Annotated in this window: 27 protein-coding genes; 11 read left to right on the forward strand and 16 right to left on the reverse strand. The window is 70.2% G+C overall.

Going from position 1 to position 26289, the window contains the following annotated elements:
- Positions 1–16 precede the first annotated feature (16 nt).
- The 6 genes from ACIHFD_RS34230 to ACIHFD_RS34255 form a co-directional block, all read right to left on the reverse strand.
- Positions 17–976, reverse strand: coding sequence for a hypothetical protein (locus tag ACIHFD_RS34230; protein WP_397370443.1), 960 nt, complete (start codon positions 974–976; stop codon positions 17–19).
- A 258-nt stretch (positions 977–1234) separates the two neighbouring features.
- Positions 1235–2308 (reverse strand): adenosine deaminase, encoded by a 1074-nt coding sequence (locus tag ACIHFD_RS34235; protein ID WP_397370444.1) that lies wholly within the window; start codon positions 2306–2308, stop codon positions 1235–1237.
- Positions 2305–3357, reverse strand: coding sequence for a polyamine ABC transporter substrate-binding protein (locus tag ACIHFD_RS34240; protein WP_397370445.1), 1053 nt, complete (start codon positions 3355–3357; stop codon positions 2305–2307). The genes ACIHFD_RS34235 and ACIHFD_RS34240 overlap by 4 nt, the downstream gene beginning before the upstream one ends.
- Before the next feature lie 16 nt (positions 3358–3373).
- Entirely contained in the window at positions 3374–4363 is a 990-nt protein-coding gene (locus tag ACIHFD_RS34245) for an ABC transporter ATP-binding protein (RefSeq protein WP_397370446.1), read from the reverse strand.
- Positions 4360–5151, reverse strand: a complete 792-nt coding sequence (locus ACIHFD_RS34250; protein WP_397370447.1) for an ABC transporter permease — start codon at positions 5149–5151, stop codon at positions 4360–4362. Before ACIHFD_RS34250 ends, ACIHFD_RS34245 begins: the two co-directional genes overlap by 4 nt.
- The gene (locus ACIHFD_RS34255; RefSeq protein WP_397370448.1) at positions 5148–5939 is read right to left on the reverse strand and encodes an ABC transporter permease; all 792 of its coding nucleotides are present in this window, start codon (positions 5937–5939) and stop codon (positions 5148–5150) included. Before ACIHFD_RS34255 ends, ACIHFD_RS34250 begins: the two co-directional genes overlap by 4 nt.
- Positions 5940–6104: 165 nt before the next feature.
- On the opposite strand from ACIHFD_RS34255, the gene ACIHFD_RS34260 reads away from it, so the two are divergent.
- From ACIHFD_RS34260 to ACIHFD_RS34270, 3 genes are all read left to right on the forward strand, one after another.
- Positions 6105–7046 carry a LacI family DNA-binding transcriptional regulator gene (locus ACIHFD_RS34260; RefSeq protein WP_397370449.1) on the forward strand — a complete coding sequence of 314 codons (942 nt, stop codon included), beginning with the start codon at positions 6105–6107 and terminating at the stop codon, positions 7044–7046.
- Between the two features lie 78 nt (positions 7047–7124).
- Complete coding sequence (locus ACIHFD_RS34265) at positions 7125–7661, forward strand: sigma-70 family RNA polymerase sigma factor (protein ID WP_350736030.1); 537 nt, start codon at positions 7125–7127, stop codon at positions 7659–7661.
- Complete coding sequence (locus ACIHFD_RS34270; RefSeq protein ID WP_397370450.1) at positions 7658–8779, forward strand: CU044_5270 family protein; 1122 nt, start codon at positions 7658–7660, stop codon at positions 8777–8779. Before ACIHFD_RS34265 ends, ACIHFD_RS34270 begins: the two co-directional genes overlap by 4 nt.
- 3 nt (positions 8780–8782) lie before the next feature.
- On the opposite strand, the gene ACIHFD_RS34275 is transcribed toward ACIHFD_RS34270, so the two are convergent.
- From ACIHFD_RS34275 to ACIHFD_RS34300, 6 genes are all read right to left on the reverse strand, one after another.
- Positions 8783–9784 carry an ABC transporter ATP-binding protein gene (locus ACIHFD_RS34275; RefSeq protein WP_397370451.1) on the reverse strand — a complete coding sequence of 334 codons (1002 nt, stop codon included), beginning with the start codon at positions 9782–9784 and terminating at the stop codon, positions 8783–8785.
- Complete coding sequence (locus tag ACIHFD_RS34280; RefSeq protein WP_397370452.1) at positions 9781–10761, reverse strand: ABC transporter ATP-binding protein; 981 nt, start codon at positions 10759–10761, stop codon at positions 9781–9783. The genes ACIHFD_RS34275 and ACIHFD_RS34280 overlap by 4 nt, the downstream gene beginning before the upstream one ends.
- Positions 10758–11627: an oligopeptide ABC transporter permease gene (gene opp4C / locus ACIHFD_RS34285; protein ID WP_397370453.1), complete on the reverse strand. Its 870-nt coding sequence runs from the start codon at positions 11625–11627 to the stop codon at positions 10758–10760. Before opp4C ends, ACIHFD_RS34280 begins: the two co-directional genes overlap by 4 nt.
- Positions 11624–12583, reverse strand: a complete 960-nt coding sequence (locus ACIHFD_RS34290) for an ABC transporter permease (protein WP_397370454.1) — start codon at positions 12581–12583, stop codon at positions 11624–11626. Before ACIHFD_RS34290 ends, opp4C begins: the two co-directional genes overlap by 4 nt.
- Positions 12583–14130: an ABC transporter substrate-binding protein gene (locus tag ACIHFD_RS34295; protein ID WP_397370455.1), complete on the reverse strand. Its 1548-nt coding sequence runs from the start codon at positions 14128–14130 to the stop codon at positions 12583–12585. Before ACIHFD_RS34295 ends, ACIHFD_RS34290 begins: the two co-directional genes overlap by 1 nt.
- Before the next feature lie 243 nt (positions 14131–14373).
- Positions 14374–15243, reverse strand: coding sequence for a LysR family transcriptional regulator (locus ACIHFD_RS34300; RefSeq protein ID WP_397370456.1), 870 nt, complete (start codon positions 15241–15243; stop codon positions 14374–14376).
- Positions 15244–15311: 68 nt separating this feature from the next.
- Here ACIHFD_RS34300 and ACIHFD_RS34305 point away from each other — a divergent pair, with 68 nt between their 5' ends.
- Together ACIHFD_RS34305 and ACIHFD_RS34310 are read left to right on the forward strand one after the other, a co-directional pair.
- A complete protein-coding gene (locus ACIHFD_RS34305) occupies positions 15312–16190 on the forward strand; it encodes an EamA family transporter (RefSeq protein ID WP_397370457.1) in 879 nt (292 codons plus the stop codon).
- A 109-nt stretch (positions 16191–16299) separates the two neighbouring features.
- The gene (locus ACIHFD_RS34310) at positions 16300–17712 is read left to right on the forward strand and encodes a wax ester/triacylglycerol synthase family O-acyltransferase (protein ID WP_397370458.1); all 1413 of its coding nucleotides are present in this window, start codon (positions 16300–16302) and stop codon (positions 17710–17712) included.
- A 4-nt stretch (positions 17713–17716) separates the two neighbouring features.
- Here ACIHFD_RS34310 and ACIHFD_RS34315 read toward each other — a convergent pair whose 3' ends face one another.
- Positions 17717–18385 carry a pyridoxamine 5'-phosphate oxidase family protein gene (locus ACIHFD_RS34315; protein ID WP_350736000.1) on the reverse strand — a complete coding sequence of 223 codons (669 nt, stop codon included), beginning with the start codon at positions 18383–18385 and terminating at the stop codon, positions 17717–17719.
- Between the two features lie 124 nt (positions 18386–18509).
- On the opposite strand from ACIHFD_RS34315, the gene ACIHFD_RS34320 reads away from it, so the two are divergent.
- From ACIHFD_RS34320 to ACIHFD_RS34335, 4 genes are all read left to right on the forward strand, one after another.
- On the forward strand, positions 18510–19352 hold the full coding sequence (locus ACIHFD_RS34320; protein WP_397370459.1) for a universal stress protein: 843 nt from the start codon (positions 18510–18512) through the stop codon (positions 19350–19352).
- A gap of 96 nt (positions 19353–19448) precedes the next feature.
- The gene (locus ACIHFD_RS34325) at positions 19449–20117 is read left to right on the forward strand and encodes a CBS domain-containing protein (RefSeq protein ID WP_397370460.1); all 669 of its coding nucleotides are present in this window, start codon (positions 19449–19451) and stop codon (positions 20115–20117) included.
- A 110-nt stretch (positions 20118–20227) separates the two neighbouring features.
- Positions 20228–20752, forward strand: a complete 525-nt coding sequence (locus ACIHFD_RS34330; protein ID WP_397370461.1) for a hypothetical protein — start codon at positions 20228–20230, stop codon at positions 20750–20752.
- Positions 20753–20923: 171 nt separating this feature from the next.
- Complete coding sequence (locus ACIHFD_RS34335; RefSeq protein ID WP_397370462.1) at positions 20924–21139, forward strand: hypothetical protein; 216 nt, start codon at positions 20924–20926, stop codon at positions 21137–21139.
- Positions 21140–21406: 267 nt separating this feature from the next.
- Here ACIHFD_RS34335 and ACIHFD_RS34340 read toward each other — a convergent pair whose 3' ends face one another.
- Positions 21407–22312 carry a TNT domain-containing protein gene (locus tag ACIHFD_RS34340; RefSeq protein WP_397370463.1) on the reverse strand — a complete coding sequence of 302 codons (906 nt, stop codon included), beginning with the start codon at positions 22310–22312 and terminating at the stop codon, positions 21407–21409.
- Positions 22313–22651: 339 nt separating this feature from the next.
- On the opposite strand from ACIHFD_RS34340, the gene ACIHFD_RS34345 reads away from it, so the two are divergent.
- A complete protein-coding gene (locus tag ACIHFD_RS34345; RefSeq protein ID WP_397370464.1) occupies positions 22652–22774 on the forward strand; it encodes a hypothetical protein in 123 nt (40 codons plus the stop codon).
- Positions 22775–23464: 690 nt separating this feature from the next.
- Here the strand turns inward: ACIHFD_RS34345 and ACIHFD_RS34350 are convergent.
- Complete coding sequence (locus ACIHFD_RS34350; protein WP_397370465.1) at positions 23465–24529, reverse strand: LLM class flavin-dependent oxidoreductase; 1065 nt, start codon at positions 24527–24529, stop codon at positions 23465–23467.
- Between the two features lie 279 nt (positions 24530–24808).
- The gene (locus ACIHFD_RS34355) at positions 24809–25450 is read right to left on the reverse strand and encodes a response regulator transcription factor (protein ID WP_350735980.1); all 642 of its coding nucleotides are present in this window, start codon (positions 25448–25450) and stop codon (positions 24809–24811) included.
- Between the two features lie 332 nt (positions 25451–25782).
- On the opposite strand from ACIHFD_RS34355, the gene ACIHFD_RS34360 reads away from it, so the two are divergent.
- Entirely contained in the window at positions 25783–26202 is a 420-nt protein-coding gene (locus tag ACIHFD_RS34360; RefSeq protein WP_397370466.1) for a pyridoxamine 5'-phosphate oxidase family protein, read from the forward strand.
- The last annotated feature ends 87 nt before the right edge of the window (positions 26203–26289 follow it).

Genomic DNA, 26289 nt, shown 5'->3' on the forward strand with positions numbered 1-26289 from the left:
GTCGTCACAGGGGGATTTACTTGCTCTGGCAGCTCTTCTTGCGGACCTCGCCCCAGACGATCGGGCCCGGCCACTGCATCCGCAGCGCGAAGCACTGCTTCTTGTTGGCGGCTTCCCGAATCTTGTAGATGTACTGGGCGATGCCCGCCGCGAACATCACCTTGCACGCCAGCTTGATCTTGCTGTTCTTGGACTTGTCGCAGGCCGCGTCGGCCACCTTGACCGCGCCGGCCGCCCCGGCGTACAGCCAGGAGCTGTGGATCTGGCTCGTGAGCTTCTTCGAGAAGATCACCCGGCACATCGCCTTCCACCACTCGCACTGCAGCTTGAGCGCGGGGTCGGCGACCACAGGGTAGGCGGCGCCCGCGTGGTCGACGGTCTGGATGAGCGTCATGCCCTCCACCCGGTACGAGGTCGGCACCGGGTTGCCGTTGGCGTCCTTGGCCCAGGGCAGGTCGATCTCGGCGAGGTAGAAGTCGTTGTTGTAGATCAGGACGGTGCCGTCGTCCTCCTCGACCTCCAGCATGCTGCCCTCAGGAGCGGAGATCGGGAAGCGGTACTCGGTCGGCGCGGAAGCGCCGTGGATGACGGTCATCGCGCGGGCGATCTGACCGGTGCGCTGGTGGGCGAAGGTGACGCTGGGCTGCTTGGCGGCGTAGGTGACCAGGCCGGGCAGCGGCTGGCTGCCTGCGCCGTCGGCCTCCGGCATGCCGATGCCGATCTCGTTCTCGCTGACCGACGCCGACAGCGTGTGGTCGGCGTCGGTGGCGGCGGCGAAGGGCCGCTGGACGTCGCCTTCGGGGATCACGGTCGGCGGGACGGTCCTGGCCTCCTCGACGATCTCGGGGACGACCTTGGTGAGGGCCGCCAGCGTGGGGTCGTCGTTCGCGAAGGCCGGGCTGCCGGCCACGTTCGCGCCGCTGATTGCCAGGGCGGTGGCTAACGCGGCGATCATCGCCCGAGCGGAAATGCGCATGAATGTCCTTCCACATGCGGAGGGGGATGCACAACGCCGCAAACGTAAAGATCGTCGGCGTCCACTCGGGTGATCTTTGATTGATGATCTGTAAACGTTTCCTGTCCTGCAGATTTCGGCTCTCGACCTGGTACGGAAGAGAGGGCCGATGCTCGGGTCGCGCTGGCGGCCGGGCTCGACGGCTCCGGCCGCAGCCCCTGGCGTCACCGAAGTGAGCACCGGAGCGGGACACGGTCCGCGTGAAGCCGCCTGTCCCGATCACTCCACGTTCGCGAGCTCGCTCTCGAAGCGCCTGCGCAGCGCGTCCTTCTCGGGCTCCGGCAGCCAGCACGCCTCCACCCCGGCCAGCGCCATCGCCCGCAACCGCTCATCCGGTACGGCGAGCTGCTCGGAGAGGATCCGATACTCGTTCGCCAGCGACGTCGGGAACATCCCCGGGTCGTCGGAAGCGGGGATGACGTTGAGCCCGGCCTCCAGCATCGCCGCGATCGACGCCCGCCGCCACGGCCGCCACGAGCGCCGCGACGTGGTCGAGATGACGGTGAACGGGATCTGCTCGTCCCGCACCCTGGCGACGACCTCGTCGTCCTCGAGCACGAAGTAGCCGTGGTCGATCCGGTCGCAGCCGAGCACGTCGAGGCAGGTGACCGTGTTGACGGCGACGGGCGCGTGCTCGGAGGAGTGCGCGGTACGGCGCAGCCCGGCCGCACCGGCGAGCCGGAAGGCGGCCTCGAACCGCTCCGGCGGCCCGGCGGTCTCCAGGTTGTCCAGCCCGATCCCCGCCACGTAGTCGTGCGGGTTGTCCACGACCGTGCGCACCCAGGAGAGCGCCTCGTCTCCCGACCTGCTCCGGTCGACGGCCGCGATGAGCCGGCCCGACATGCCGAAGTCGCGTTCGGCCATCCTGATGCCCTCGGCGTACGCCTCGACCACCGTGGCGTAGCCGAGCTTCTCCTGATGCTCGGTCAGCGCGTCGAAGGAGACCTCGAGATGCCTGGTCGCGCTGGTCCGGTGGGCGTCCTCGAACGCCTCGTAGGTGATCCTGGTGAGATAGTCGGCGTCGCGCAGGACCTGCAGAACCCACGAGGACACCTGGAACAGCGAGTAGGAGACCTCGGGCTCGTCCGCGCTCCTGCCCTGCGGGACCGGGATCCGGGTGTCCAGGTAGAGCGCCGGGTCCGGCGGCAGCGAGTTCACGTCCGCGTAGATCCGCTCGGGCGTGTCGGGCAGGTCGAGCCCCTCCCGCCGGGCCAGCTCGGCGAAGGTCGAGGCGCGTACGGTGCCGATGAGGTGGCAGTGCAGATCGACCTTGGGCATCAGGTCAAGGTTCACTTGCCGGCCACCTCGCGGGTGAAGCGGTCGACCCAGGTGGTGCGGGTGTCGACGAGCTGGGCGGGGTCGAGGGTCTTGAACCCGGCGGCCACCGGGTCCTTCGCCGCCTCGCCCGTCACCTTGGCGATGTCGGCCGGGATCTCGGCCTTCGGGTTCGTGGGCAGGTCACCGGCGGCCTTCGCCATGGCGCTCTGCGCCTCGGCCGACAGCATGTAGTCGATGAACTTCGCCGCTCCCTGCGCGTTGCGCGCGCCCTTGGGGATCATCGCCCGGTTGGTGGCCATGTAGCGGCCCTTGGCGGGCGCCGTCCAGGCGATCGGCTCGCCCGAGGTGACGAGCTTGGTGGCGAAGCCGCTCAGCGCGTCGGCGGCGACGATCTCGCCCTGGGTCAGCAGGTTCGTGACCTCGGTCGAGGAGGTGTAGAACTGCAGGACGTTCGGCGCCCAGCCGGACAGGGTCTTCAGCGAGGTGTCGATGTCGTAGGGGCCCTTGCCGTACGACTCACCAACCCCCGAAATCATGAGTTGTCCGGCAGTCACCGAAATATCGGGAAGCGCGACCTTTCCCTTGTTCGCCGCGTTCGCGAACAGCTCCCAGTCGGCGGCCTGCTTCTGGCTGAGCTTGCCGGTGTTGTAGATGATCCCGTTGAGCTGGTGCGTGTAGGCCGGCCCCTCGTAGGAGCCCTCGGTCGCGAACGGCGCGAGCTGCTTCATGTTGGGCACGTCGACCTTCTGGAAGAGGCCGTCCTTCTGCCCGAGCGCGGCGAAGTAGTCGGAGATCAGCACCACGTCCGCCTCCGGCTCGCCCTTGGCGAGCTTCAGCTTCGACAGCCGGTCGGAGTTGGACCCGGTGTCCAGCTCGACCTTGATCCCCGTCTGCTTGCTGAACGGAGCGACGACCGCCTGCTCGAACTCCTTCACACCGAAGGGGAAGGTGCTGACGACGATGGTGTTCTGATCGGCCTGCTTCTCGGCGGAGCCGGAGCCGGAACATCCGGCTGCGGCGAGCACCGTCAGAGCAGCGGCCAGTACGGCGCGGCGCGTGGGCATGGGGTCGTTCCTTCTTTCAGCGGGGGAGTGGAACCAGATGGTCTTCGGGCGCGATCACCGTGACGCCCGATCCGGGCGTCAGGGCAGCGCCGCTGCGTACGTCGGCGAGCAGCCTGACGGTCGCGCCCGACGGGTCGACCACGTCGAGCGAGACCAGCAGGTCGACGCCCCGGAAGGCCACGTCGACCACCGTGCCGTCGAGGCCGTGACCAAGGCCGTCGCCCTTCTCCACGATGCGCAGATGCTCGGGCCGGATGGTCAGCGGCGTGCCGTCGGCCGCGGTGAGGAAGTTCTCGTAGCCGAGGAACTCGGCCACGAAACGATCGGCGGGACGGGGGAAGACCTGCTGGGGAGTGCCCTGCTGCACGATCCGGCCCTCGTTCATGATGACCATCTCGTCGGACATCTCCAGCGCCTCGTCCTGGTCGTGGGTGACGAGGATGACGGTCAGCTTCGTCTCCGCCTGGATGCGCCTGATCTCGGCCCGCATCTGGACGCGCAGGCGGGCGTCGAGGTTGGACAGCGGCTCGTCGAGCAGCAGGAGCTTGGGCCTGATCGCGATCGCCCTGGCCAGCGCCACCCGCTGCTGCTGCCCGCCGGAGAGCTTCTTCGGCTTGCGGTCGGCCAGGTGCGCGAGCCCGACGAGGTCGAGCGTCTCCATGACCCGCGTGCGTCTCTCCGCGGCCGGCACCTTGCGCAGCTTGAGCCCGTACCCGACGTTGTCGGCCACCGTCATGTGCGGGAACAGCGCGTACGACTGGAAGACCATCCCGAGATCGCGCTTCTCCGGCGGCGTGCGCGTGCTGTCGACCCCGTCGATGCGGATCGTCCCCGACGTCGGGGCGGAGTAGCCCGCGATCATCCTGAGCGTGGTGGTCTTGCCGCAGCCGCTCGGGCCCAGCAGCGTCGTCAGCCTCCCCGCCGGCACGGCGAGGTCGATCTCGTCGACGGCGGTGAAGGAGCCGAACCTCTGGGTGACTTTGATCAGCTCGGCGGCGGCGGTCATTGGTTGATCCCTCCGAAGATCTTGGCGAATCCGACCGTGCGCTCGGCGATCACCGCGATGACCACGGTGGCGGCCAGGATGAGGGTGGAGGCGGCGGCCACCATCGGGTCGTACGACTGCTGCACGTAGTCGAGCATCGTCACCGGCAGCGTCCGGAAGTCGCGTCCCTGCAGCAGCAGCGACAGCGGCACGTTGTTGAACGACGTCACCATGCTGAGCAGCCCGGCGGAGAAGATGCCCGGACGCAGGACGGGCAACGTCACGTTGAAGAACGCGCGCAGCGGCGAGGCGCCCAGGCCCCGGGCGGCCTCCTCCAGCGCGGGGTCGGCCAGCGCGAGCGAGGCGCCGGTGACGCGCACCGCATACGGCAGCATCAGCGCCGTGTGCCCGACCAGCAGGGTGCTGAAGTTGTCCAGGTCCAGGCCGACCATCAGCTGCTGGAACAGCGCGAGGCCGACGACCAGCTCCGGGACGATGAGCGGTGACAGGAACAACCCCTCGACCAGGCCCTTGCCGGGCAGCTTGCCACGGTGGACGGCCAGCGTGACGGGCACGCCGAGCACCAGCGCGAGCGCGGTGGCGAGCACGGCGAGCTCCAGGCTGGAGACCGCGGCCTCGATGAACGGCTCGTAGCCGAGCGCCTCGTCGAACCAGCGCAGCGAGATCCCGTCGGGCGGGAACCTCAGGGTGCTTCCGGCGGTGAAGGCCGTGGCGACCACGAAGATGATCGGCACGATCATGATGACGTAGCCGATGACCGCGAGCGCCGCCGTGATCGGCCGCCTCATGAGGTGGCCCCCTTCCGCCCGATCAGCGAGGACAGCCCGGAGACCAGGAAGACCAGGACCGTCATGATGAGCGCCGTCGCCGAGGCGGAGGCCCAGTCGACCGTGGTGCTCGCGTAGTTGAACAGCTGCGTGGACAGCATCCGCTGGCTGGACCCGCCGAGCAGGTAGGGCGTGGTGTACGCGGTGACGGACCCGGCGAAGACCAGGGTGGCGGCCACCACGATGCCCGGCATGGTCAGCGGGATGACGACGTTCCACATCGTCCGGATCCGGCTCGCGCCGAGCCCGCGCGAGGCGTCGTCCAGGCCGGGATCGACCTGCGCGACGGCCGAGTAGCAGGAGATGACCGCCAGCGGCAGGAACAGCTGGGTGAGGCCGAGGACGATCGCCAGCTTGGTGTAGAGCAGCTGCGGCGCCACGTCGACGATGCCGAGCTGGACGAGCAGCCGGCCGAGCGCCCCCTTGGAACCGAGGATCACCAGCCAGCCGAACGTCCTTACCACGTTGCTCAGCATCAATGGGAAGATCGCCACTGCCAGGAAGACGCCGCTCCAGCGTGACGGCGAGCGGGCGAGCCAGTAGGCGATGGGGAAGCCGAGGACGACGCAGATGATCGTGACAGCCAGGGCCAGCCCGACCGTGCGCCCGATCACCTCCAGATCGTACGGATCCGTCAGCATCCTGCCCAGACGCGTGAAGATCTCGCCGGTCGGCACGTCCGGGGGCGCGAAGAGCATCGCCGCGGAGGGGATGAGGAACCCCGCGACGAGAAGGACGAGACCAGGCACCAGCAGAAGGGCCGATTTGGGGGAGATGTCGGCGTCCTTTCTCCGTGGCGTACGCTTTGGGTGGAACCGGTTACGGAACCGGTTGCATGAGCCTGACCATAGATTATGAGCGGCCTGTCGCACAAACCCCTGTGTGAAATCCGTGTAACGACTCAAGGAGGATCAGTGCCGACACTCGCGGACGTCGCCGCGCTGGCGGGGGTTTCCAAGGCGACGGCCTCTCGGGCCCTGGGCCGGCCGGACCTGGCCGCCCCGGAGACGGTGGCCCGTGTCCGCGCAGCCGCCGAGCAGCTCGGATTCGTCCCCAACCGGGCGGCCACGCAGCTCGCCCGCGGGCGGACCGGTGTGGTCGCCGTCGTGGTGCCCACGCTCGACAACACCTTCTTCACCCCGATCATCGGCGGCGCCCAGGCGCGCGCGGCCGACTCGGGCATGCAGCTGACCATCGCGGTGCACTCCCTGGAGCACGCCGCCCAGGTCGCCGCGGTCGAGCAGCTCGCGCACCAGGTCGACGGCTTCCTGCTCACCGCGCCCCGGGGTTCGGACGAGATCGTCCGCGCGGCCGCGTCGTTCAAGCCGACCGTGCTCATCGACCGCGAGATCGAGGGCATGACCTCGGTGGTCGCCGACACGGCCACCGCCTTCGGCACGCTCGTCACCCGGTTCGTCGAGATGGGCCACGAGCGCATCGTCTACATCGGCGGCCCGGCGGGCTCCTGGCAGGACCGCCAGCGCCAGGCGGCCATCCGCGCCGCGGCCGGGCCGAGCGGCGCGACGCTGACCATGCTCGGCCCCCACCCCTCGACGTTCGCCGCCGGGGTGGAGACGGCGGAGGCCGTGGTGGCCGCCCGCGCCACCGCCGTGGTCCCGTACGCGACCTCGATCGGCCTGGGCCTTATGTTCGCCCTGCTCCACCGCGGGATCCGCGATGTCGTGGTCAGCTCGGAGCGCATGATCGTCGAGAGTCTCGGCCTGGGCGACGTCCCCGCGATCGACGTGGACGGCGAGAAGCTCGGCGAGGTGGCCATGGACCAGCTCATGGCCCTCCTCGGGGAGCGCAGGGAGCCGACACCCACCACCCGCCGCCTCACCGTCCCGATCAGCTGACTGAAAGGTGTAACAACGGGCGGGTTGCGGCCACTTCGTGGTGTCAGAAGAACGCATCCCGAACGAAGGGGCTGGGCGGTGTCAGATGATGAGCACCGGTTCACCGGCATGTACGACGAATGCCGACAACGGGTGTGGGCCTACGTCGTGAGCCGCGCGGGCCGCCAGGTGGCGGACGAGGTGGTGAGCGAGACGTTCGCGATCGCCTGGCGGCGGTTGGAGGACGTGCCCGAGCCGGCGCTGCCGTGGTTGCTCGGCGTCGCCAGGAACGTCCTGCGCGACAACGTCCGAGCCGAGGTACGCCGCGAGGCGGTCGCCGCGGAGCTGCGGGCCTGGGCCGAGGGCGACGTCGCCGAACACGTGACCGAGCGGATGGGCGTGCTGCGCGCGCTGGCCGCCGTGCCCGAGGACGATCGGGAGATCCTCGTCCTGGTCGCCTGGCACGGGCTGTCGCCGAAGGAGGGCGCGCGGGTCGTCGGCTGCTCGTCGGCGGCGTTCCGCGTACGGCTGCACCGGGCGCGCAAACGGCTCAAGCAGGCCATGGAGGCCACGGACGCCGGCCCTCGGCGCGAACCCCTGCCCCACGTGCGGAGCCTCAACGAGGAGTGGTCATGAACCCCATCGACGAACTCCGGGCCGCCCGGCCCGCCGACCTCGGAGACCGCCCGATCGACCCGCGCACCCGGGCCGCCGAGCTCTCCCGCGCCATGTCCCAGCCCCGGCCGGCCCGGCGCCGGCGCAGGCCCGCGCGGCACGTATGGAGCCTGGGGCTCGCCGGAGCCGCGGCGGCCGTCACCGCCGTGGCCGTGGTCGTCGCGACGAACGGCACGGCGTCCACGGCACGAGGCCCCGACACCCCGGCGAGCACCCGGCAGGCGGTGACGCTGTCGGCCCGGGAGGTGCTGCTGGCCGCGGCCGCGAGGGCGGAGCGGCAACCGGAGGGCAAGGGCGGGTACTGGCACGCCGTGTCGGTGCGCCGGACCCTGTTCACCGCGGCCAAGGGCGGCTACCGGGTGCTCGACCAGCGGCGGGACGAGGGCTGGACGCCCAGCGCCACCGGCCCGGACCAGAAGCGGTGGGGCCGCATGCAGTCCCTCGGAGCCCGCCCGGCCACCGAGGAGGACCGGCAGGCGTGGGAGCGGGCCGGGTCGCCCACCTCCATCGAGGTCACGGTCCCCAGGAAGCCCAAGCCCATGATCCTGAAGACGTCGCCGGGCCGGGCCATGACCGGCCGCAGCCCGCTGACCGACGGGGACAAGGTGTTCTGGCTGGGCCGCAACGTCTCGGTGAAGGACCTGCGCGAGCTGCCCCGTGACCCGGACAAGCTCAAGAAGCGACTCCTGAGCTGGAAGGGTCGTGACAACGACGTGCCGATGCAGGGTGATGGGTGGCTGTTCGTGATCAGCGCTGGGTTGATCATGGACATGCCGGTGACACCCGAGGTGCGCGGTGCCGCGTTCCGGATGCTGGCCGAGCTCGACGACGTACGGGTCATCGAGAACGTCACGGACGCCGAGGGGCGCACGGGCACGGCCGTGGCGATCAACGAGCCGACCATCGACGGCGGCGTCACGGAGCACCGGCTGATCATCGACGAGGAGATCGGGTCGGCCCTGGCGAGCGAGGACGTCGCGGTGAAGCCGCGCGGCCTCCAGGCCGGCTTCGAGCCCGGCACCATGTGGAACTCCATCGCGGTGATCAAGGCGGGCTGGACGGACGACAAGCCCGAGTGACCGTCACGGGTTGGAGCGGCCGGCCCAGGCCGGCCGCTCCTCCCGTCCGGCATCGGTGCTCTCCTCGGGAAAGTGGCAGGCGACGCGATGCCCCGAGCCGGTCAGCGCCGGCTCCTCGACGGCGCATCGCTCCCGGGCCTTCCAGCAGCGGGTACGGAAGCGGCAGCCCGACGGCGGGTCAGCCGGGCTGGGCACGTCACCGGTGAGCACGATCCGCCTCCGCTCGCCCCGCTGCGACGGACACGAGATCGGCACGGCCGAGATGAGCGCCTTGGTGTAGGGATGGGCGGGTCGGGCGAAGATCTCCGCCCGCTCGCCCTCCTCCACGATCCGGCCCAGATACATGATCGCCACTCTGTCGCACAGATGGCGCACAACTGACAGGTCGTGCGAGATGAACAGGTAGGCCAGGCCCAGCTCGCGCTGCAACTGGGCGAGCTGGTTGACGACCTGCGCCTGGATCGAGACGTCCAGCGCGGAGACGGGCTCGTCCAGCACCAGCACGCGCGGGTTCAGGGCCAGCGCCCTGGCGATGCCGACACGCTGGCGCTGGCCGCCGGAGAACTCGTGCGGGTAACGGTTGGCATGCTCGGGCGACAGGCCCACCAGCTCCAGCAGCTCGCCGACCCGTTCCCGGCCGCCGCGGCGGTAGCGGCCCTGGGTGCGCAGCGGCTCGGCGACGATCTCGTGCACGGTCAGCCGCGGCGACAGCGACGAGTACGGGTCCTGGAAGACGATCTGGATCTCGCCGCGCAGCGGCCGGAGCTCGGCATGCGACATGGCGGCCAGGTCGCGCCCGCCGTACAGGATGCGGCCGGAGGTGGGCTCGGCCAGGCGTACGACGAGCCGGCCCGTCGTGGTCTTGCCGCAGCCGGACTCGCCGACCAGCCCGAGGGTACGGCCGGAGCGCAGCGCCAGATCCACGCCGTCCACGGCCCGGACCGCCCCGGTACGGATCGGGAAGTGCTTGACCAGGCCCTCGGCGGCCAGCACGGGTTCGCTCACACCGGCTCCTCGTGGAAGTGGCAGGCCGACAGGTGACCGGCGGCCACCGCGACCGGCTCGGGACGTTCGGCCCGGCAGGCGGCGCGGCCGGCGGCCAACGCGCAGCGTGGCTCGAAGGCGCAGCCGGGCGGCGGCGCCAGCAGGTCGGGCGGGCTGCCCGGGACCGGCACCAGGTCCACCGTCGCCGGCTCCAGACGGGGGCGGCCGGCCAGCAGGCCGCGCGTGTAGGGGTGGCGGGGCGTGGCGAAGACCTGGTGCACGTCGCCGTGCTCGACGACGCGGCCCGCGTACATGACCGCGACCCGGTCGGCCAGCTCGGCGATCACGCCCAGGTCGTGGGTGATGAGCACCGCCGCCGCGCCGGCCTCCCGCCTGGCCGTGTCGATCAGGCCGAGCACCTGGGACTGGACGGTGACGTCCAGCGCGGTCGTCGGCTCGTCGGCGATGAGCAGGTCGGGCTCGTTGGCCAGGGCCATCGCGATCATCGCGCGCTGGCGCATGCCGCCGGAGTACTCGTGTGGGTGCCGGCCGTACCGGGCGGCAGGGTCGGCGACGCCGACGGAGGCCAGCAGCTCCAGTACGCGGGCCCGCACGGCGGCGCGGCCGAGGCGCGGTTGGTGCAGCCTGATGGCCTCGGCGATCTGGGCGCCGACCGGGACGACCGGGTTGAGCGCCGTCATCGGGTCCTGGAAGATCATCGCGATGCGGCTGCCCCGGATCCGGCGCAGCCGGCGCGCGGGCAGGGCCAGCAGGTCCTCGCCGTCGAAGCGGACGCTGCCGCGCACCACCCGCCCCGGCGGGCGGACCAGACCGAGCACGGACATCGCGGTGACGCTCTTGCCCGAGCCGGACTCGCCGACCACGCCGAGGATCTCGCCCGGCCCCACCTCGAGGCTGACTCCGTCGACGGCGCGCACCACGCCGTCCCGCGTGCGGAACTCGACCGCGAGGTCGTCGACCGTGAGCAGCGGCGTCATCCGCGGGCTCCCTTCGGGTCCACGGCGTCGCGCAGGCCGTCGCCGACGAAGTTCACGGCCAGCACGGTCAGCGCGATGGCCAGGCCGGGCGGCAGCCACAACCACGGCATGGTCTGGATGAGGGTCAGGTTCTGGGCGTCGGTCAGCATGTTGCCCCAGCTGGCCCGCGGCGGCCGTACGCCGAGGCCGAGGAAGGACAGCACCGCCTCCAGCAGGATCATCTGCGCCACCAGCAGCGTGCCGGCCACCGCGACCTGCGGCAGGACGGCGGGCAGCACGTGCCGGCCGATCACCGTCAGCCGCCCGGCGCCGAAGGCGCGCGCCGCCTGGACGTACTCCCGCTCGCGCAGCGACAACGTCAGCCCGCGCACCACGCGGCAGGCGGTCGGCCAGTTGCACGCGGCGAAGACGAGCACGAGCATCGCGGCGCCCGGCCCGAGCACGCCCGCCAGCACGACGATGACGACCAGCGACGGGAAGGAGAGCACCACGTCGGCGGCGCGCATGACGACGGCGTCGACCGGCCCGCCGAACATGCCGGCCAGCGCGCCGAGCAGCGTGCCGAAGGCGACCGCCGCCAGCGACGACAGCAGGCCGACCAGCAGCGAGACCCGGCCGGCGTGCACGAGCCTGGCGAACACGTCGCGCCCCGAGGAGTCGGTGCCGAGCAGGTGCGCGGCTGACGGCGGCTCGCGGAAGGCGGCCAGGTCCACCGCGTTCGGGTCGTGCCCGGCCACCAGCGGCGCGGCCAGCGCCAGCACGCCGACGGCGGTCAGGAACACGGCTCCGGCCAGCGCCATGCGGTTGCGCCGGAAGCGCCGGGCGGCGAGCGAGCGGGGCGAGGCGGGGGCGACGGTCGTGGTCATGACAGGCTGATCCTCGGGTCGGCCACCGCGTAGAGCAGGTCGGCGGCGAGGTTGCAGACCAGGACGAGCACCGCGACGAACATCGCGAACCCGATCACCACCGGGTGGTCGAGCTGGCCGATCGAGCTGACGGCGAGCTGCCCCATGCCCGGCCAGGCGAAGACCTGCTCCACGGCGACCGCCCCGGCCAGCAGCTGCGGGATGGAGATCATGACGACGGTGATGAGCGGGACCAGGGCGTTGCGCAGCGCGTGCCGCATCAGCACCCGGCCCGGACCGGCGCCCTTGGCCTCGGCCGTGCGCACGTAGTCGGCGTCGAGCTCCGCCAGCAGCCCGGCGCGCACGTACCGGGTGAACGGCCCGGCGATGGACAGCCCGAGGACGGCCGCGGGCAGCACCAGGTGGGCCAGGATGTCGGCGGCGCCGCCGTCGCCCGGTGTGGACATGCCGGAGGACGGCACCCAGCCGAGCCGCAGCGAGAAGAGGTAGATCGCGGCGATGCCCAGGAAGAAGCCGGGCACCGAGATCGCGCCGAGGCCCGCGACGGTGGTGGCGTGGTCGAGCGCGGTGTCGCGCCGGATCGCGGCCAGCGTGCCCGCCGCCACCGCCAGCACCAGGCCGATCGCCAGGGCGGTGCCCATGAGCAGCACGGTGGGACCCATCCGCTCGCCGAGCACCTCGGCGACCGGGCGGCGGCTGACGAAGGAGTGGCCGAGGTCGCCGCCCAGCACGTCACGCAGCCAGATGCCGTACGTGACCAGAACCGGCTTGTCCAGGCCGAGTTCGGCGCGTTTGGCGGCGACGAACGCCGGGCCGCCCGAGGCCAGCCGCTCGGGGTCGACCATCATCCGGACCGGGTCGCCGGGCGCGGCGCGGATCAGGAGGAACACGCCGACGCTGATGAGCAGGAAGACGGCGGCGTTGGTCAGGAGCCGGCGCACGAGGTAGGCGAGCATCAGCCGGCCAGGGTCCACTCGTCGGCGTTCCAGAAGCCGGTGGTGAAGTCGCCGCTGGGCTTGAAGCCGCGCAGCCGCGAGCCGGTGGCCCACAGGGTGTCGGGGTTGTACAGCCACAGGTACGGGACCTGGGCGTTGTCCTTGCCGGCGGCCTCCTGGTAGAGCTTGGCGCGCTGGTCGCGGTCGGTGCGGGCGTCGGCTCGGGCGGCGAGGGTGTCCAGCGACTCATCACAGAAGTTACTGACATTTCCCCCGCTGGGGTAGAAAGCTGCGCAATTGATGATCGTGACGCTGCTGGAGGGGTCCACGGCGTAGCTGCCGCCACCGAAGAGCGCCAGGTCGAACGTGCGCTTCTCGTAGGACTCCAGCAGTTCGGCCGCCTGCACCTGCTTGAGCTCGACGGTCATGCCCACCGCGCTCAGCGCGCCCTGCACCACCGTGGCCGTCACGTCGCGGTCGCGCTGGCCGGGGATCCACGACAGCGTCACCTTCTGGCCGGCCTTCCAGCCCGCCTCGGCCAGCAGCGACCTGGCCCTGGCCGGGTCGTAGGCGTACTCCTCCAGCGTGCCGGGCAGCGCCCAGGGGGTGACGAACGAGGAGTTCTGCACCCGGCCGCGGCCGGCCAGGAGCTTGGCGACCAGCGCCTCGCGGTCGATCGCGTGGAGCATCGCCCGCCGTACCCGGGGATCGGCGAAGCGCTTGTCGCTCTGGTCGACCGCGATCCTGATGAAGCCCGGGCTCGGCTTCGCCGAGACGGTGACGCCCTTGAGCCCCTCCACCGCCCGCAGGTCGGTGGGGGAGATCTGAACCAGGTCCATCTCGCCGGTGCCGAGCTGCGCGGTCGCCACGTCCGAGCTGATGGGTTTGAGGAAGATCCTGGGGATCGCGACAGGCTTGCGGTAGTGCGGGTTGGCGGCCAGCTCCACGTACTGGTCGGTCTTGTAGGTCACGAAGGTGTACGGGCCCATGCCGACCGTCGGGTGGTTGAAGAAGGTGCTGCCGGCGATCTTGTCCACCGGCTCCATGCCGAGCACGTGCTCGGGCAGGATGAAGGCGAACGGCCCGGCGATCAGGCTGAGGAAGCCGACGTTCGGCCTGGCCGGCCTGATCACGAACGTGGTGTCGTCCGGGGCCTCGAAGGCGGCCCCGGCCAGCTTGCCCGCCATCGCGCTGCCGCTCTTGGCGTCGGCCAGCAGCTTGTAGGTGAACAGCACGTCTTCGCTGGTGAACGGCATGCCGTCGCTCCACTTCAGGCCCGCGCGCAGGTGAAAGGTGATCCGGTCCTCGTCCACCTCCCAGCGCTCGGCCAGGCGCGGCGCGTAGGCGTAGGAGTCGTCGACGGTCAGCAGGTTGTCGAAGATCAACGTCATGACCTGCTGGTCGGGGCCGGTGGGCGGGTCCAGCGGGGAGAAGCGCTTGGGCTTCTGGTACAGGTGGATGTTGATCGCGTTGTGCGCGGAATCCTGGGCGGGGGAGTCGGCCGGGCCGGAGCAGCCGGCGGTGAACACGAAGACGACGATGGCCAGCGCGCCTGACAGGCGGTTCATGGGAGCCTCCTGAAAGGATCGTGCACATTGGGTGACGATAAAAATACTTACAGTAATATAGGCTCGACGCAAGCGGGCGGGGTGTGTGTAACGTTCCACTGAGTCCTCGGACTTGACTCCGACGACCGCGCGTTGTCCGGGTCGTTCCGCTTCGACGGACGGACCCTGGCGATCGCGTCGGCGGGCAGGGTCAGCCCAGCGGCCTTGGTGTTCTCCTCCAGGTGGGCGACCTTCGCTTGAGCGTCAGGCGCCTTCGCGGTAGAGATCGGCGAGCAGGGCGACGGCGGCGTGGGTGGCGGGGTGGGGGTCGTGCCGCCGCCAGATGAGGTGCACGGGCACGGGGTCGGCGTCGCGCAGGGGGCGGTAGGTGATGCCGTCGCGGCGGTACTGGTTGGCGGTGGCCTGCGGGGTGACGCCGACGCGGCGGCCGGTGGCGATGGCGGCGAGCCAGTCGTCGATGTCGTGGGTGTACTCCGTCGCGGGGCGGGCGCCTTCCGGCCACAGGTCCAGCGTGGTGGTGCCGGTGCGGCGGTCGACCACCAGGGTGCGCTCGCGGATCTCGTCCAGGCGGATGTTGCGGCGTCCGGCCCAGGGGTCGTCGGAGGCCAGGGCGAGGTAGCGGCGCTCGTGGCCGACGAGCGCGTGGGCGTAGCGGCGGGTGTCGATGGGGGTGCGGACGACGGCCAGGTCGCACAGGCCCTCGGCGAGGCCGCCGGTGGGGGTGTTGTGACGGATCAGGTGAAGCTCGATGCCGGGGTAGCGGTCGTGCCACCGGCGCTGGAACTCGGCGGTGTGCCGGCCCATGGCGGACCAGGCGTGGCCGATGCGCAGCCGGGTGTGGCCGGTGGTGGCCTGGTGGACCAGTTCGTCTGCCTCGGCGAGCAGATGGCGGGCGCGGGCGAGGACCTGGACACCGGCGGTGGTGGGGGTGAGGGTGCGGCTGGTGCGGTGCAGCAGCCGCACCCCGAGGATCCGTTCCAGCGCCAGCAGGGTGCGGGAGACCGCCGCCTGGGACAGTCCCAGCTCGATCCCGGCGTCCGTGAAGCTGCCGGTGTCGACGATCGCGACCAGGCAGCGCAGGTGCCGCAGCTCCAGCTCCTTACGACCATCCATGCGTCCAGAGTATAGATACGTCCTTGAATGCATTTTGCGTATGCTTCGGCGTACCGGATGGTTGTGCCATGGCACTCGAAGCAGGCACGGAGACGGCCGCTCCCGCGTCGCGGCCGAGCCCGACGCGGTGGTCCGGGATGGCGCTGATGGTGGGCAGCGGGCTGTCCAACCAGGTCGGGGCGTCGGTCGCCGCGCTCGCCCTCCCGGTCCTCGGGCCGGTGGGGGTGGTGGCGGTGCGCCAATGGGTGGCCGCCGCGGTGCTGCTGAGCGCCGGCCGGCCGAGGCTGCGCTCGTTCAGTGCCGCGCAGTGGCGGCCGGTGCTGGGGCTGGCCGCGGTGTTCGCGACCATGAACCTGACGCTCTACGCGGCGATCGGCCGGATCGGGCTCGGACTCGCGGTCACCCTGGAGTTCCTCGGCCCGCTCGCCGTGGCGCTGGCGAGTTCGCGCCGCCGTACCGATCTGGTGTGCGCTCTCGCCGCCGCGGCGGCCGTGGCGATCCTCGCCCGCCCCCAGCCCAGCACCGACTACCTCGGCATCGGCCTGGCCCTGGTCGCCGCCGTCTGCTGGGGCTGCTACGTCCTGCTCAACCGCACCGTGGGCGAGCGTTTGCCCGGGCTGCAGGGGTCGGCCGCCGCCGCGGCCGTCTCCGGCGTGCTCTACCTGCCCGTCGGCGTCGCCGTCCTGTGGCTCCACCGGCCCACCGCCGGTGCCCTGCTGTGCGCGTTCGCCGCGGGGGTGCTGTCCTCCGCGGTGCCGTTCCTCGCCGACCTGCTCGCGCTGCGCCGGGTCCCCGCCCACTTCTTCGGGATCTTCATGAGCGTCAACCCGGTGTTCGCCGCCCTGATCGGCATGGTCGTTCTCGACCAGCGCCTTGACGCGGCCTCGTGGCTGGCCATCGCCATGATCGTCACCGCCAACGCCGCCGCCGTGGCTCCCAGGCGCTGATCGTCCTACGCCGAGTCGGCCGATCAGGTCGTTGGCCCTGTTCAAGGGGGACTTGTGGCCCTGGGGCGGCGCGGTGGCGCACGCTGGGATGAGGGGAGAGGGGAGAGACATGCGGCAGCTCAGCGCGCTGGACGCGCAGTTCCTCAACTTCGAGACCGCCACCAACGTCGCGAACGTCGGCGGTCTGGCCGTGCTGTACAAGGACCTGTCCAGGAAGAAGATCCAGCGCAGGCTGGCGGAGCGGATGGCCGGGGTGCCGCAGCTGCGGCAGCGCCTGGTCCGCGTGCCCCTCGGCCTGGATCACCCGTACTGGGCCGACGACGGCGAGGTGGACCTGGACCATCACGTCCGGGAGCTCACCCTGCCCCCTCCCGGCGACGACGCGCAACTGGGCGAGCAGGTGGCCCGCCTGCACGAGCGCCGCCTGGACCGAACCCGTCCCCTGTGGGAGATGTACCTGATCCACGGCCTGGCCGGCGGCCGCTGCGGTATCTACGCCAAGGTCCACCACGCCGCCGTCGACGGGCTGACGGGGGCGGAGGTGCTCGCCGCGCTCATGGATCCCGTGCCCGAAGCGGCCTCGTACCAGCTGGAAGCCCCTCCGGGGCTGTGGCGCATGCTGGCCAGGAGCGCCTGGCACCTTGCGGGGAATCCCGCGCACCTGCTGCGGTTCGCGGGCGAGGCCCTGCCGGTTCTGGACCAGCTCCCCGTCATCTCCCGGCTGCCCGGTGCGAGCGGTGTCGCGCGGCTGATCCGGCGCGCACCCCGGCCTGAGCTGCCGGACATGGAGGCCCCGCACACCCCGCTCAGCGGCCCGGTCTCCTCCCGCCGCCGTTACGCCTTCGCCGAGCTGCCGCTGAAGGAGATCAAACGGGTCAAGAACGCCTTCGGCGTCACCGTGAACGACGTCGTGATGGCGCTCGTGGCCTCCGCGTTGCGGCGCTGGCTGCTGGCCCACGCGGCGCTGCCGGAGATCCCCCTGGTCGCAGGGGTGCCGTTCTCCGTACGCGGCCAGGAGGGTGTGAACGAGGGCAACCAGGTCAGCATGATGATCACACAGTTGCCCACGCACGTGGACGATCCCCGCCGGCGGCTCGAACTCGTGAGCGAGGGGATGCGGCAGATCAAGGAACGGTTCGCCTTGACCCCCGCGCGCCTGCTGCGTGACCTGAGCGAGAGCATGCCCGCCGCCCTCAACGGCCTGGCCGACCGCGCCGCGCTTGATCTTCTGGGACGTACGGGGCCGCCTGTCAACGTGGTCGTCTCCAACGTTCCCGGCCCGCAGTTCCCCCTGCGGATCGCCGGGGTCAGGCTGCTGGCGCACTACCCGGTGTCCGTGGTCACCGACGTGAGCGGCGCCGTGAACGTCACGGCCTTCTCCTACAACGGGCGCTTGGACGTCGGATTCACCGCCTGCGGGGAGCTGGTTCCCGACGTGTGGGCCTTTCCCGGCTACCTGCGCGAGGCCCTGGACGAGCTCAGCCCGAGTCCGAGGAGGGCGGGAGCCCGCAGGAAAACCTGAGGGCTCAGAGGCCGTGGATGCGGCGGCCGGTGATCTGGTGCGGGACGATGCGGATGTAGAGGCGACGCTCGCCACCCGCCCATGGGGTGATGTCGGCCCGGATGACCTCGTCCTCGGGCACGTGGTGGGCGGGGCCCTGGACGAGGACGCTCCAGCCCTCCCTCTGGGCCTCGTCGATCCGGTCGACCTGGAAGCCGATCTTGATCTCCACCCCTTCCACGCCGCTGCGCAGGTCCTGGTCCATGGGGCCGCCGTGGGCGGTGCGGAAGACGATGGCGCCGTCGTGGACCTTGTAGTTCACGGGCAGCACCGTGGGCCCCTCCGGACCGTTGAACGCCACCCTGCCGATGCCGCCCGGGGCGACCAGCCGCAGGCACTCCTCGGGTTCGAGGATTTCCAGGACCGCGTCGGCCGAGCCGGATCCGGGGCCGGGCGGGCGATCGCGCCCACCGCCCAGCAGATCTTCGGCCGTCGTTTCGAGGGCGGTGGCCAGGCGGGCCACCGTACCTGTGTCAGGAGTGCCCAGATGGCTTTCGAGGTGCTGGACGTATCCGGCGGACATGTCCGCCCGGTCGGCCACCTGTTCGGCGGTGAGGCCGAGCCGATGACGGTGGTAGCTGATGCGACGCGCGAAGTCGCCGGTGCCGGTCATGAGCGTGTCCTCCCTGGTCATGTCCACGAAGCTAGCCAGTCACCCGCTCGGCGGCCAGGGTCCTTCGGCCCTTGCCGGACCGACCTCCGGCCCTGCTGCGGACGGGCGTGAGCGGGTCGGATGGAGGTGACGAAGGAGGCGTATCGTGATCATCGTAGGAGCCGACGGCTCGGAGAACTCGCGCGCCGCGCTGGAATGGGCGGCCGACGACGCGTACCGCATGCGGGTGCCGCTGCGGATCGTCCACGCCATGGACCGCTCGCCGTACCAGATCCGCAAGTACCCCATCGACGCTCTCCCGGATGCGCTGCGGCGCGAGGGGCAGAGGATCCTGCGTGAGGCGGAAGTGCTCGTGTGCGCGCGCCAGCTCACCATCGAGGTCACGACCGAGGACCTCGAGGGTGCGCCCGCCGAGGTCCTGCGCGAGCAGGCCAAGGACGCCACCGAGGTCGTGGTCGGCAGCCGGGGGCTCGGCGGGTTCACCGGCGCGCTGCTGGGCTCCGTCAGCATGCACGTGGCCGGCCACATGCCCTGTCCCGTCGTGGTCGTACGCGGCGAGCGGCGGCCGGTGTGCCAGGAGGTCGTGGTCGGGGTGGACGACTCGCCGGCGTGCGAGCCCGCGCTGGCCTACGCCTTCGAGCAGGCGAATCTGCGCGGGAGCGCGCTGCGGGTGGTGCACGCCTGGCAACTGCCGGTGCACGCCTTCGCGCCGGAGATCAGCTACGACATAGACGAGATCCGTACGGCGCAGCATCAGGTCGTGCGCGACCGGGTGAAGATCCTCAGCGCTGACCACCCGGAGGTGAAGGTGGTCGAGGACGTCCAATCCGCCCATCCCGTCGAAGCGCTCACCGACGCGTCCGAGCGGGCGGACCTGCTGGTGGTGGGCTCGCACGGGCGCGGGGCCCTGGGCTCGATGCTGCTCGGCTCGGTCAGCCGGGGTGTCCTGCACCACGCGCACTGCCCGGTGGCGGTGGTCCGCGCCTGATAATCGCCGGTCAGGACCTTGGTCACCCGGCATCGGGGACGTTGGCCACTGCCGGAGGAGGCCGGGCCGGCGGATCGTGAAAGCGGAGGTGGAGTTATGTCGCTCGAAGTCAAGGACGTCATGGGCCGGGTGGCCATCGCCGTGCTGAAGGAGGCCTCCTTCGCCGAGATCGTGGAGGCCATGGAACGGTTCGCGGTGGGCGCGGTCACGGTGATCGACGCCTACAGGCGGCCCGTGGGAGTCGTCTCCGAAGACGATCTCCTTCTCAAGGAGGCCGGCACCGTCGGCCACGGCGTGCCGATCTTCGAGTCTCGCCGGCGGCAGCAGGAGCACCAGAAGGCCGCGGGCGTGACCGCCGTTCAGCTCATGACGTCCCCGGCGATCACCGTCACACCGGACACCTCCGTGCGGGACGCGGCCCGGCTGATGCACGCCGAGCGCGTCAAGCAGCTCCCCGTGATCGACATGAACACCGGACGCATCGTCGGCACCCTCCACCAGCGCGATGTGCTGCGCGTTTTCACCCGCCCTGCCGAGGAACTGGCAGCGGACGTCAGAGACGTCCTGCCGGATCCCGAGGCGTTCACCGTCGGCATCCACCAGGGCGTGGTGACGATCAGCGGCGTGGTCGAGTGGAAGTCCCAGGCCCTGGCGTTGACGGAGCAGATCCGGCTGATCGAGGGGGTCGTGGACGTGAGATCCGAGGTGACCTTCGACAAGGACGACCTCCTCATCGTCCAGGGGACCTTCCGGGACGGCGGCTGAGGGACGAAGGTCCCGGCGCCGCAGGCCGTACGGCACTGCCTCGAAGAGAGCGAAAACGGTGTGCTTGGGATGTGACAAGGACGACCGAACCCCACCGAAAGGGGGCCGTCATGAACACCACCGTCAACAGGCCCGGCACGGACACCGGCACCGCCACCACCCGCAGTCCCGTCGACTACGTCTGGGCGATCGCCCGGATCTCGATCGGCTGGATCTTCCTGTGGGCGTTCCTGGACAAGACCTTCGGCTGGGGATTAGCCACCCCGGCCGCCCGCGCCTGGATCTCCGGCGGCAGCCCGACGACCGGGTTCCTCAAGGGCACCGGTGAGAACGCGCTGGGCGGCTTCTTCGGCTCGCTGGCCGGGCAGGCGTGGGTGGACTGGCTGTTCATGGCCGGTCTGCTGGGGATCGGCCTGGCGCTGGTCCTGGGCGTCGGCACCAGGATCGCCGCGGTCACCGGCGGCCTGATGCTGGCTCTCATGTGGGCGGCCGAGCTGCCCCTGGCCAACAATCCGTTCATGGACGAGCACATCGTCTACGCGATCGTCCTGGCCGGCCTCGCCCTCGCCGACGCGGGAACCACCCTCGGACTCGGCAACCTCCCCATCGTCCGGCACAACCCCTACCTCAAGTAGCCGGCGACCTCCACGCCCCCCCTCGGAAGGGGTGGGCGTCGCGCTGCTCGTGCAGCGGTCGCGGAGCCCGATGGTCTCTCGCCTTCCCTGGAGGCGTGGTCCCGCCGGACGTGAGCTGTAGATGTGGGTACGAGGACCAGGGAAAGGGCGGCGACGAACAGAGCGGTCGTCGTGGGAGTCGATGATTCTCGGACCGCGCGGTCGGCGCTCGCCTGGGCCGCCGACACCATCGTGGTGGGCTGCGACGCCTCGCTGTGCGCGGACCTGGCGCTGGAGTACGCACCGGCGCAGGCGGTCGTCCGCCGGGCGCGCCTTCGCGTCCTGCACGGCAGGCGATCTCCGCTCACGGCTCCGAACCCCGCCGGGTTACGGGCCGTTGCCCGTTGACGAGATCGCTGAGATCGGGCAGCACTTGGCGCTCTGGCGGGAGAAATACCCGGACATCGAGCTGATCGAGTCGATCGTCGATGAGCACCCCGTTCCGGCCCTGGCGGCGGCGCAGCCCGGCGGCCGGCGCCCGCTGGAGCTGGGCCGGTCGCAGGTCGCGGCCTCCGGGCTGCGCCGCCGCTCGCCTTCAGTGAGAGGTGCCAATCGCGCTGAAGGCGAGTGCTGCCGGTGCCTGCCCGGCCTCAGCGGACAGGAGAGCTTTCCCCGTCACGTTTTTCCGGCGGTTGTTCGGCTCAGCTGCAGCCCGCCGGCCTTGTCGCTAGTGGTCCGATGGCTTATGGCGGTGGTCTGGTTGCTTACCGTGCCGTTTTTGGTGATGGGAGAGCCGGTCCTGAGGTCGGTCAGGATGACCGGCTCGATCTCTTCCAGATAACCGTTCTGCAGCAGCCAGCTGATCGGGACTTCGTCGCTTGTCTGAGGAGCTTCGGGAATGTATTTGCTGAGCACGTGATATTGCGTGCCGCCGCCTGGTTGCTCGAAGGCGGGCGCCGCCGGGCCCACGTCGACGCGGAACGACTTGAGCACCCGGAACGCATGATAATTGCACAGGTGCTCGGGATCCTGCGGGTTGGTGTTGAGATTCCGCGGTGGCAACGCGCGCCTGGTGTACAGGTCGCCCAGTGGCGCCAAGAATGACCCGGTGTAGCCGCCGAAACGGTCGAGTCTCATGCCAGGCTGGAGAAACGTCGTCTTGAGCAGCAGTCTGCCGTTGGGATAATCGCCGGAACGGGCGAATCCGGAGTCGGGCGGGAAACGATAGTTGTTCACGACGTAGTCCCAGTAGCGCCCGAGGAAATGCTGGGGACTCAGACCGCCCAACGGCACGTAGCCACGCAGGAGATTGCTGATATAGCCGGTCTGGGGCAGGAGTTTCGGTCCCAGATCCGGGTCGCCGGTTATGTACGGTGATCCGCATACCTGGCCGCTGCTCTGCGTGATCCCGTTTTCGGTCTCGCTTTTGTCCGGAGGCGCCGTGGGGCGGAAGGCTATGGGTTGGACGAACTGGGTTGCTGACGGGTCGGCATTGTCAGCATGCGCGGCCACGCCGCTTTGGGTGCCGGCCAGCGCGCATATCGCGGCAGCGAGTACAGCGCTTCGTCGATGAAATCGCATAATTTATCCGTTGGTTGCACTTGGGAAGTGAAAAAATAGATCACCGGCGGTGATCGGGTTCTACATTCCCAGTGCCGCCTGTGGCGCATCTTCGGCGTTATAAGGAAAAGGTAAAGATGTTGCGACAAAAGTGGTAAGGATTGTCATTCATTGAATTTATTGCGCATGTTGGTCTTTGTCGGATATGTGCCGATCTCGCGCCGCCGCCGTGGGGGAGTTGGCGGTCGAGATGGCGAAGGCGATCATGCCTAGGCGGTCGCGGGCGCGGCCAGGTAGGCGAAGTAGGGCCATCAAGCGGCCTCAGGTGTGCTGGTGGCCTCGTGGTCATAGGCGGCGGCCATGCGTTTGATCTCGTTCGGGGCGGAGTTGTTCGGAGAGTTCTTCGCGGTCGTGGAGCACCGCGTCGGTGGCGAACGCGTCGTCAAGAGGGCGCGGCTCGCCCGCTTGGCCGCAAGTAGTTGATCTACATTGTAAAGGGGCGCGCGATGTGGTCCCCCGTGGTGCGGCCACGCGGGGCTCACGCACCGACGTGGCTGTACCATGGCCCGACCATGCCGACGGTGGGCTTCAGGATGCGAGAAGCCGAAGGAGGCGCGGACGACGATGACCTGGTGGACGATGGTCCGGTTCCTGCACGTGTTGTCCGCGGCGTTGTGGGTCGGCGGGCAGCTCACGGTGTCGCTGGTGGTGCTGCCCCTGGCCCGTCGCCTGCTGGAGGATCAACCACGGGCCGAGGTGCTGACCGCGGTCGGCCGCCGCTCTCCACGGCTGGGCCTCGAGCGCCGCCCGTCCCCGGCTGGCGCGGACCATGGCAGTGGCCTCACTGGTGGGGTCGCTCGGTGTCGTCCTGCTGGCCACCGCTTTGCCCGCGAGCTGAGCCGCACCTCGTGGACGGGTCACGCACTCGGTCCTGACTCGCCAGTCGGCCCTGCGGACCGTTCTACCGGCCGCCGCAGTGGCTCTGTCCTCGCTGTCAGTGCTCAGCAGCGCCCGCCGGCTGCGCCGCCCGCTCTGCCGATGTCCCTTCCGGATGAGGTTGGCGGGAGGGACACGTGCTGGCCTGCGGCCCGTCATGTTGATCCGAACGGGTTCGGCTGAAGTTGTTCAGGTCTTGTTGTCGGTGAACCGCGTGCGCACGGTTGGCGGGTCCGCTCAGGTGAGGAGTTCCGCGAGCTGGGCCATCTCTGTTGGTGGGTCGATCACCGGCTGGATGAGCAGTTCGTCGATGCCGGCCTGTTCCAGGGTGGTGATGCGGGCGCGGAGGTCGTTGTGGGTGCCGACCAGGGCCAGGGTGTCCATCAGTGAGGGCAGGATCAGGTCCCGGTCCTCCGGTGCGATGCGTTCGAGGTAGTTGGGGTAGAGCTTGGTGTGCCGGTCGGGTGCGGTGGCGGTGGTGCCGCGCCGGTCGAGGAGTCGCCGCACCGCCTCGCGTTCCTCGGGGCCGAGTTGGTCGGCGAAAGCGTGTGCGTCGGCGGCGGTGTCGGCGGCGAAGGCCAGCAGCGACAGGACGATGTGGCCCGTTGCGTCCCGGGCCGCGTCGCCGCGGGGGTCCTCGTCCTCGTCGAGTATGTGCAGCGCGGTGACCACGTAGGAGTCCATGCGGGAGTCGGGGTCGCGTGGCGTGTCGTGAGCGGCGTGGCGGCGGGCGTCATGAAGTGCTTGCCAGGCGGTGGGGTCCAGCAGGCCGAAGGAGATCAGGCCGGTGCCGCGGCGGCCGGCGACGGCGGCGGCCTTCGGTCCTAGCGCGGCCACGACGAACTCGATCGGGTCGGCCGTGTTCGCGTGCGCCCCGGTGTGCAGGAATCGGACGTTGCGGACTCGGTCGCCTTCGCGGTACTCGATGGTGCGTCCGGCGCACAGGTTCTGCAGTGCGGTGGTGAAGTTCTCCATCGTGGCTGCTGTGGTCGGCCGCATGCCCAGGGTGCGCCGGGCGGTGTTTCCGGTGCCGATCCCGCAGATGATCCGGCCTGGTGCCAGGGCGTTGAGGCTGGCGAACGCGCTCGCGGCGGCCGGGGCCGAGCGCAGCGCCGGTGAGGTCACGCCGATGCCGAGCCTGATGCGGCTGGTGGCCTTCGCGCACAGTGCCAGGGCGATGAAGGGGTCGCCGTGGACCATCGGGGTGTCGTTGAGCCAGAAACTGTGCAGGCCCAACTCCTCGGCCTGTACAGCGAGGTCCTCCACACCGGGGTGTGCGGTGACCACGACGCCTGCACGCATCAAACCTCCAAGGCGCAAAGAATCGAACGTACTCAGCCTGACACCAGATGGTGGATCGAGCACGTCGAGGTCGATTGGCCAGTCGGCACCCAGCGGTTGCGGGTGTCGTTCAGCGACATCGAAGGTGGAACGCCCGCAGCCGTTACGTGTGAGCAGGCCAAGGGCGTGCCACTCGGCAGTCATGGGTCGACTGTTCGGCCCGGCCATTGGCGGCTCGTAGAACAGCATCCGCTGCGGCCAGGGGGCGTGACTGACGTCTGCTCAGGCACGCTGAAGTGATCATTCTGGCTTGTAGGCCCGCAGGCGGGCGGACAGGGCGGCGGCCTGGGTGCGGCGTTGCATGTTGAGCTTGGCCAGCAGGTTGGAGACGTAGTTCTTGACCGTCTTCTCGGCCAGGAACAGTCGTTCGCCGATCTGCCGGTTGGTCAGGCCTTCGCCGATCAGGTCGAGGATGTGGCGTTCCTGTTCCGTCAGGGCGGCGAGGGGGTCCTTGCGGGCGGCCTGGTCGCGCAGGCGTTGCAGCATGGCGGCGGTGGTCTGCGGGTCGAGCAGGGACTGTCCCGAGGCGACCGTGCGTACGGCGCCGACCAGGTCGGAGCCGTGGATCTGCTTGAGCACGTAGCCGGACGCCCCGGCCATCACCGCGTCGAACAGCGCGTCGTCGTCGGCGAACGACGTCAGCATCAGGCACGCCAGCCCGGGCACCCGGGAACGGACCTCTCGGCACACGTCTACGCCGTTGCCATCCGGTAACCGCACGTCCAGCACCGCGACGTCGGGCTTGAGCGCGGGGATGCGGGCGATGGCCGACTCGGCCGAGCCGGCCTCGCCGATGACCTCGATGTCATCCTCGGAGTCCAGCAAGGCGGCGACCCCACGCCGTACGACCTCATGGTCGTCAAGGAGAAACACACGAATCATGTGCCCGACGCTAGTCACACGATCCACGATCACAAAGAGGCCAAAGTCCCTAGCCGGGCGCACCCGAGGCGATCGATCGTCGAGGGTGGCGCACGCCATGCCGCGGTGGGCGTACGCGATCGGCCGCTACACCGAAGGGGCGGGCGGATGCGTGCCGGCACCCGCTTCCGGGCTGGGCCGGTCACGCGGGCAACCTCCCCACGGGCTCATCGCACTGCGGCGGCGGAAGTCCGGAGAAGAAGCGTCAAGAAGGGACGTTGGACCCTATTCCTGGCCTAGCCCGTACAGCAGGCTGTCGCGGTGACCTACAGGACGACAGGCGGTCTGGTGGGATGAACGGCCGCAACCTCAAGGAACTGTCCGCGGCGGACTCACTGCGACGGCTGGCCGGCGTGCCGCTCGGACGTGTCATCTTCACGCGGCACGCGCTTCCGGCCGTACGGCCGGTGAATCACGTCGTCGCCGACGGGCAGATCGTCATCCGCTCCAGCGCGGGGACCATCCTGAGCGCGGAGGTGGCGGCGTTCCAAGCCGTGGTGGCCTTCGAAGCGGACGAACTGGACGTCGAGGAACGCCTCGGCTGGAACGTGGTCGTCACCGGTTTCGCCCAGCTCGTGCAGGATCCCGGTGAGGCGGCCCGGCTCAAGTCCATGATCAAGCCCTGGGTGATGGGGCAGCTGGACCAGGTGATCCGCATCCGTCCGCAGATCATCACCGGCTACGAACTGGTCCCTGCCACCGTCCCCGGATGAGGGCGTGCGGCGCCTGGTCTCGTCATCGTCGTGCAGGTCCCGGCGGCCGGCGACGACGGTGACCGGCCGTTCGACACCGCTCTCGTC

It is taken from the genome of Nonomuraea sp. NPDC051941, from assembly GCF_044593615.1.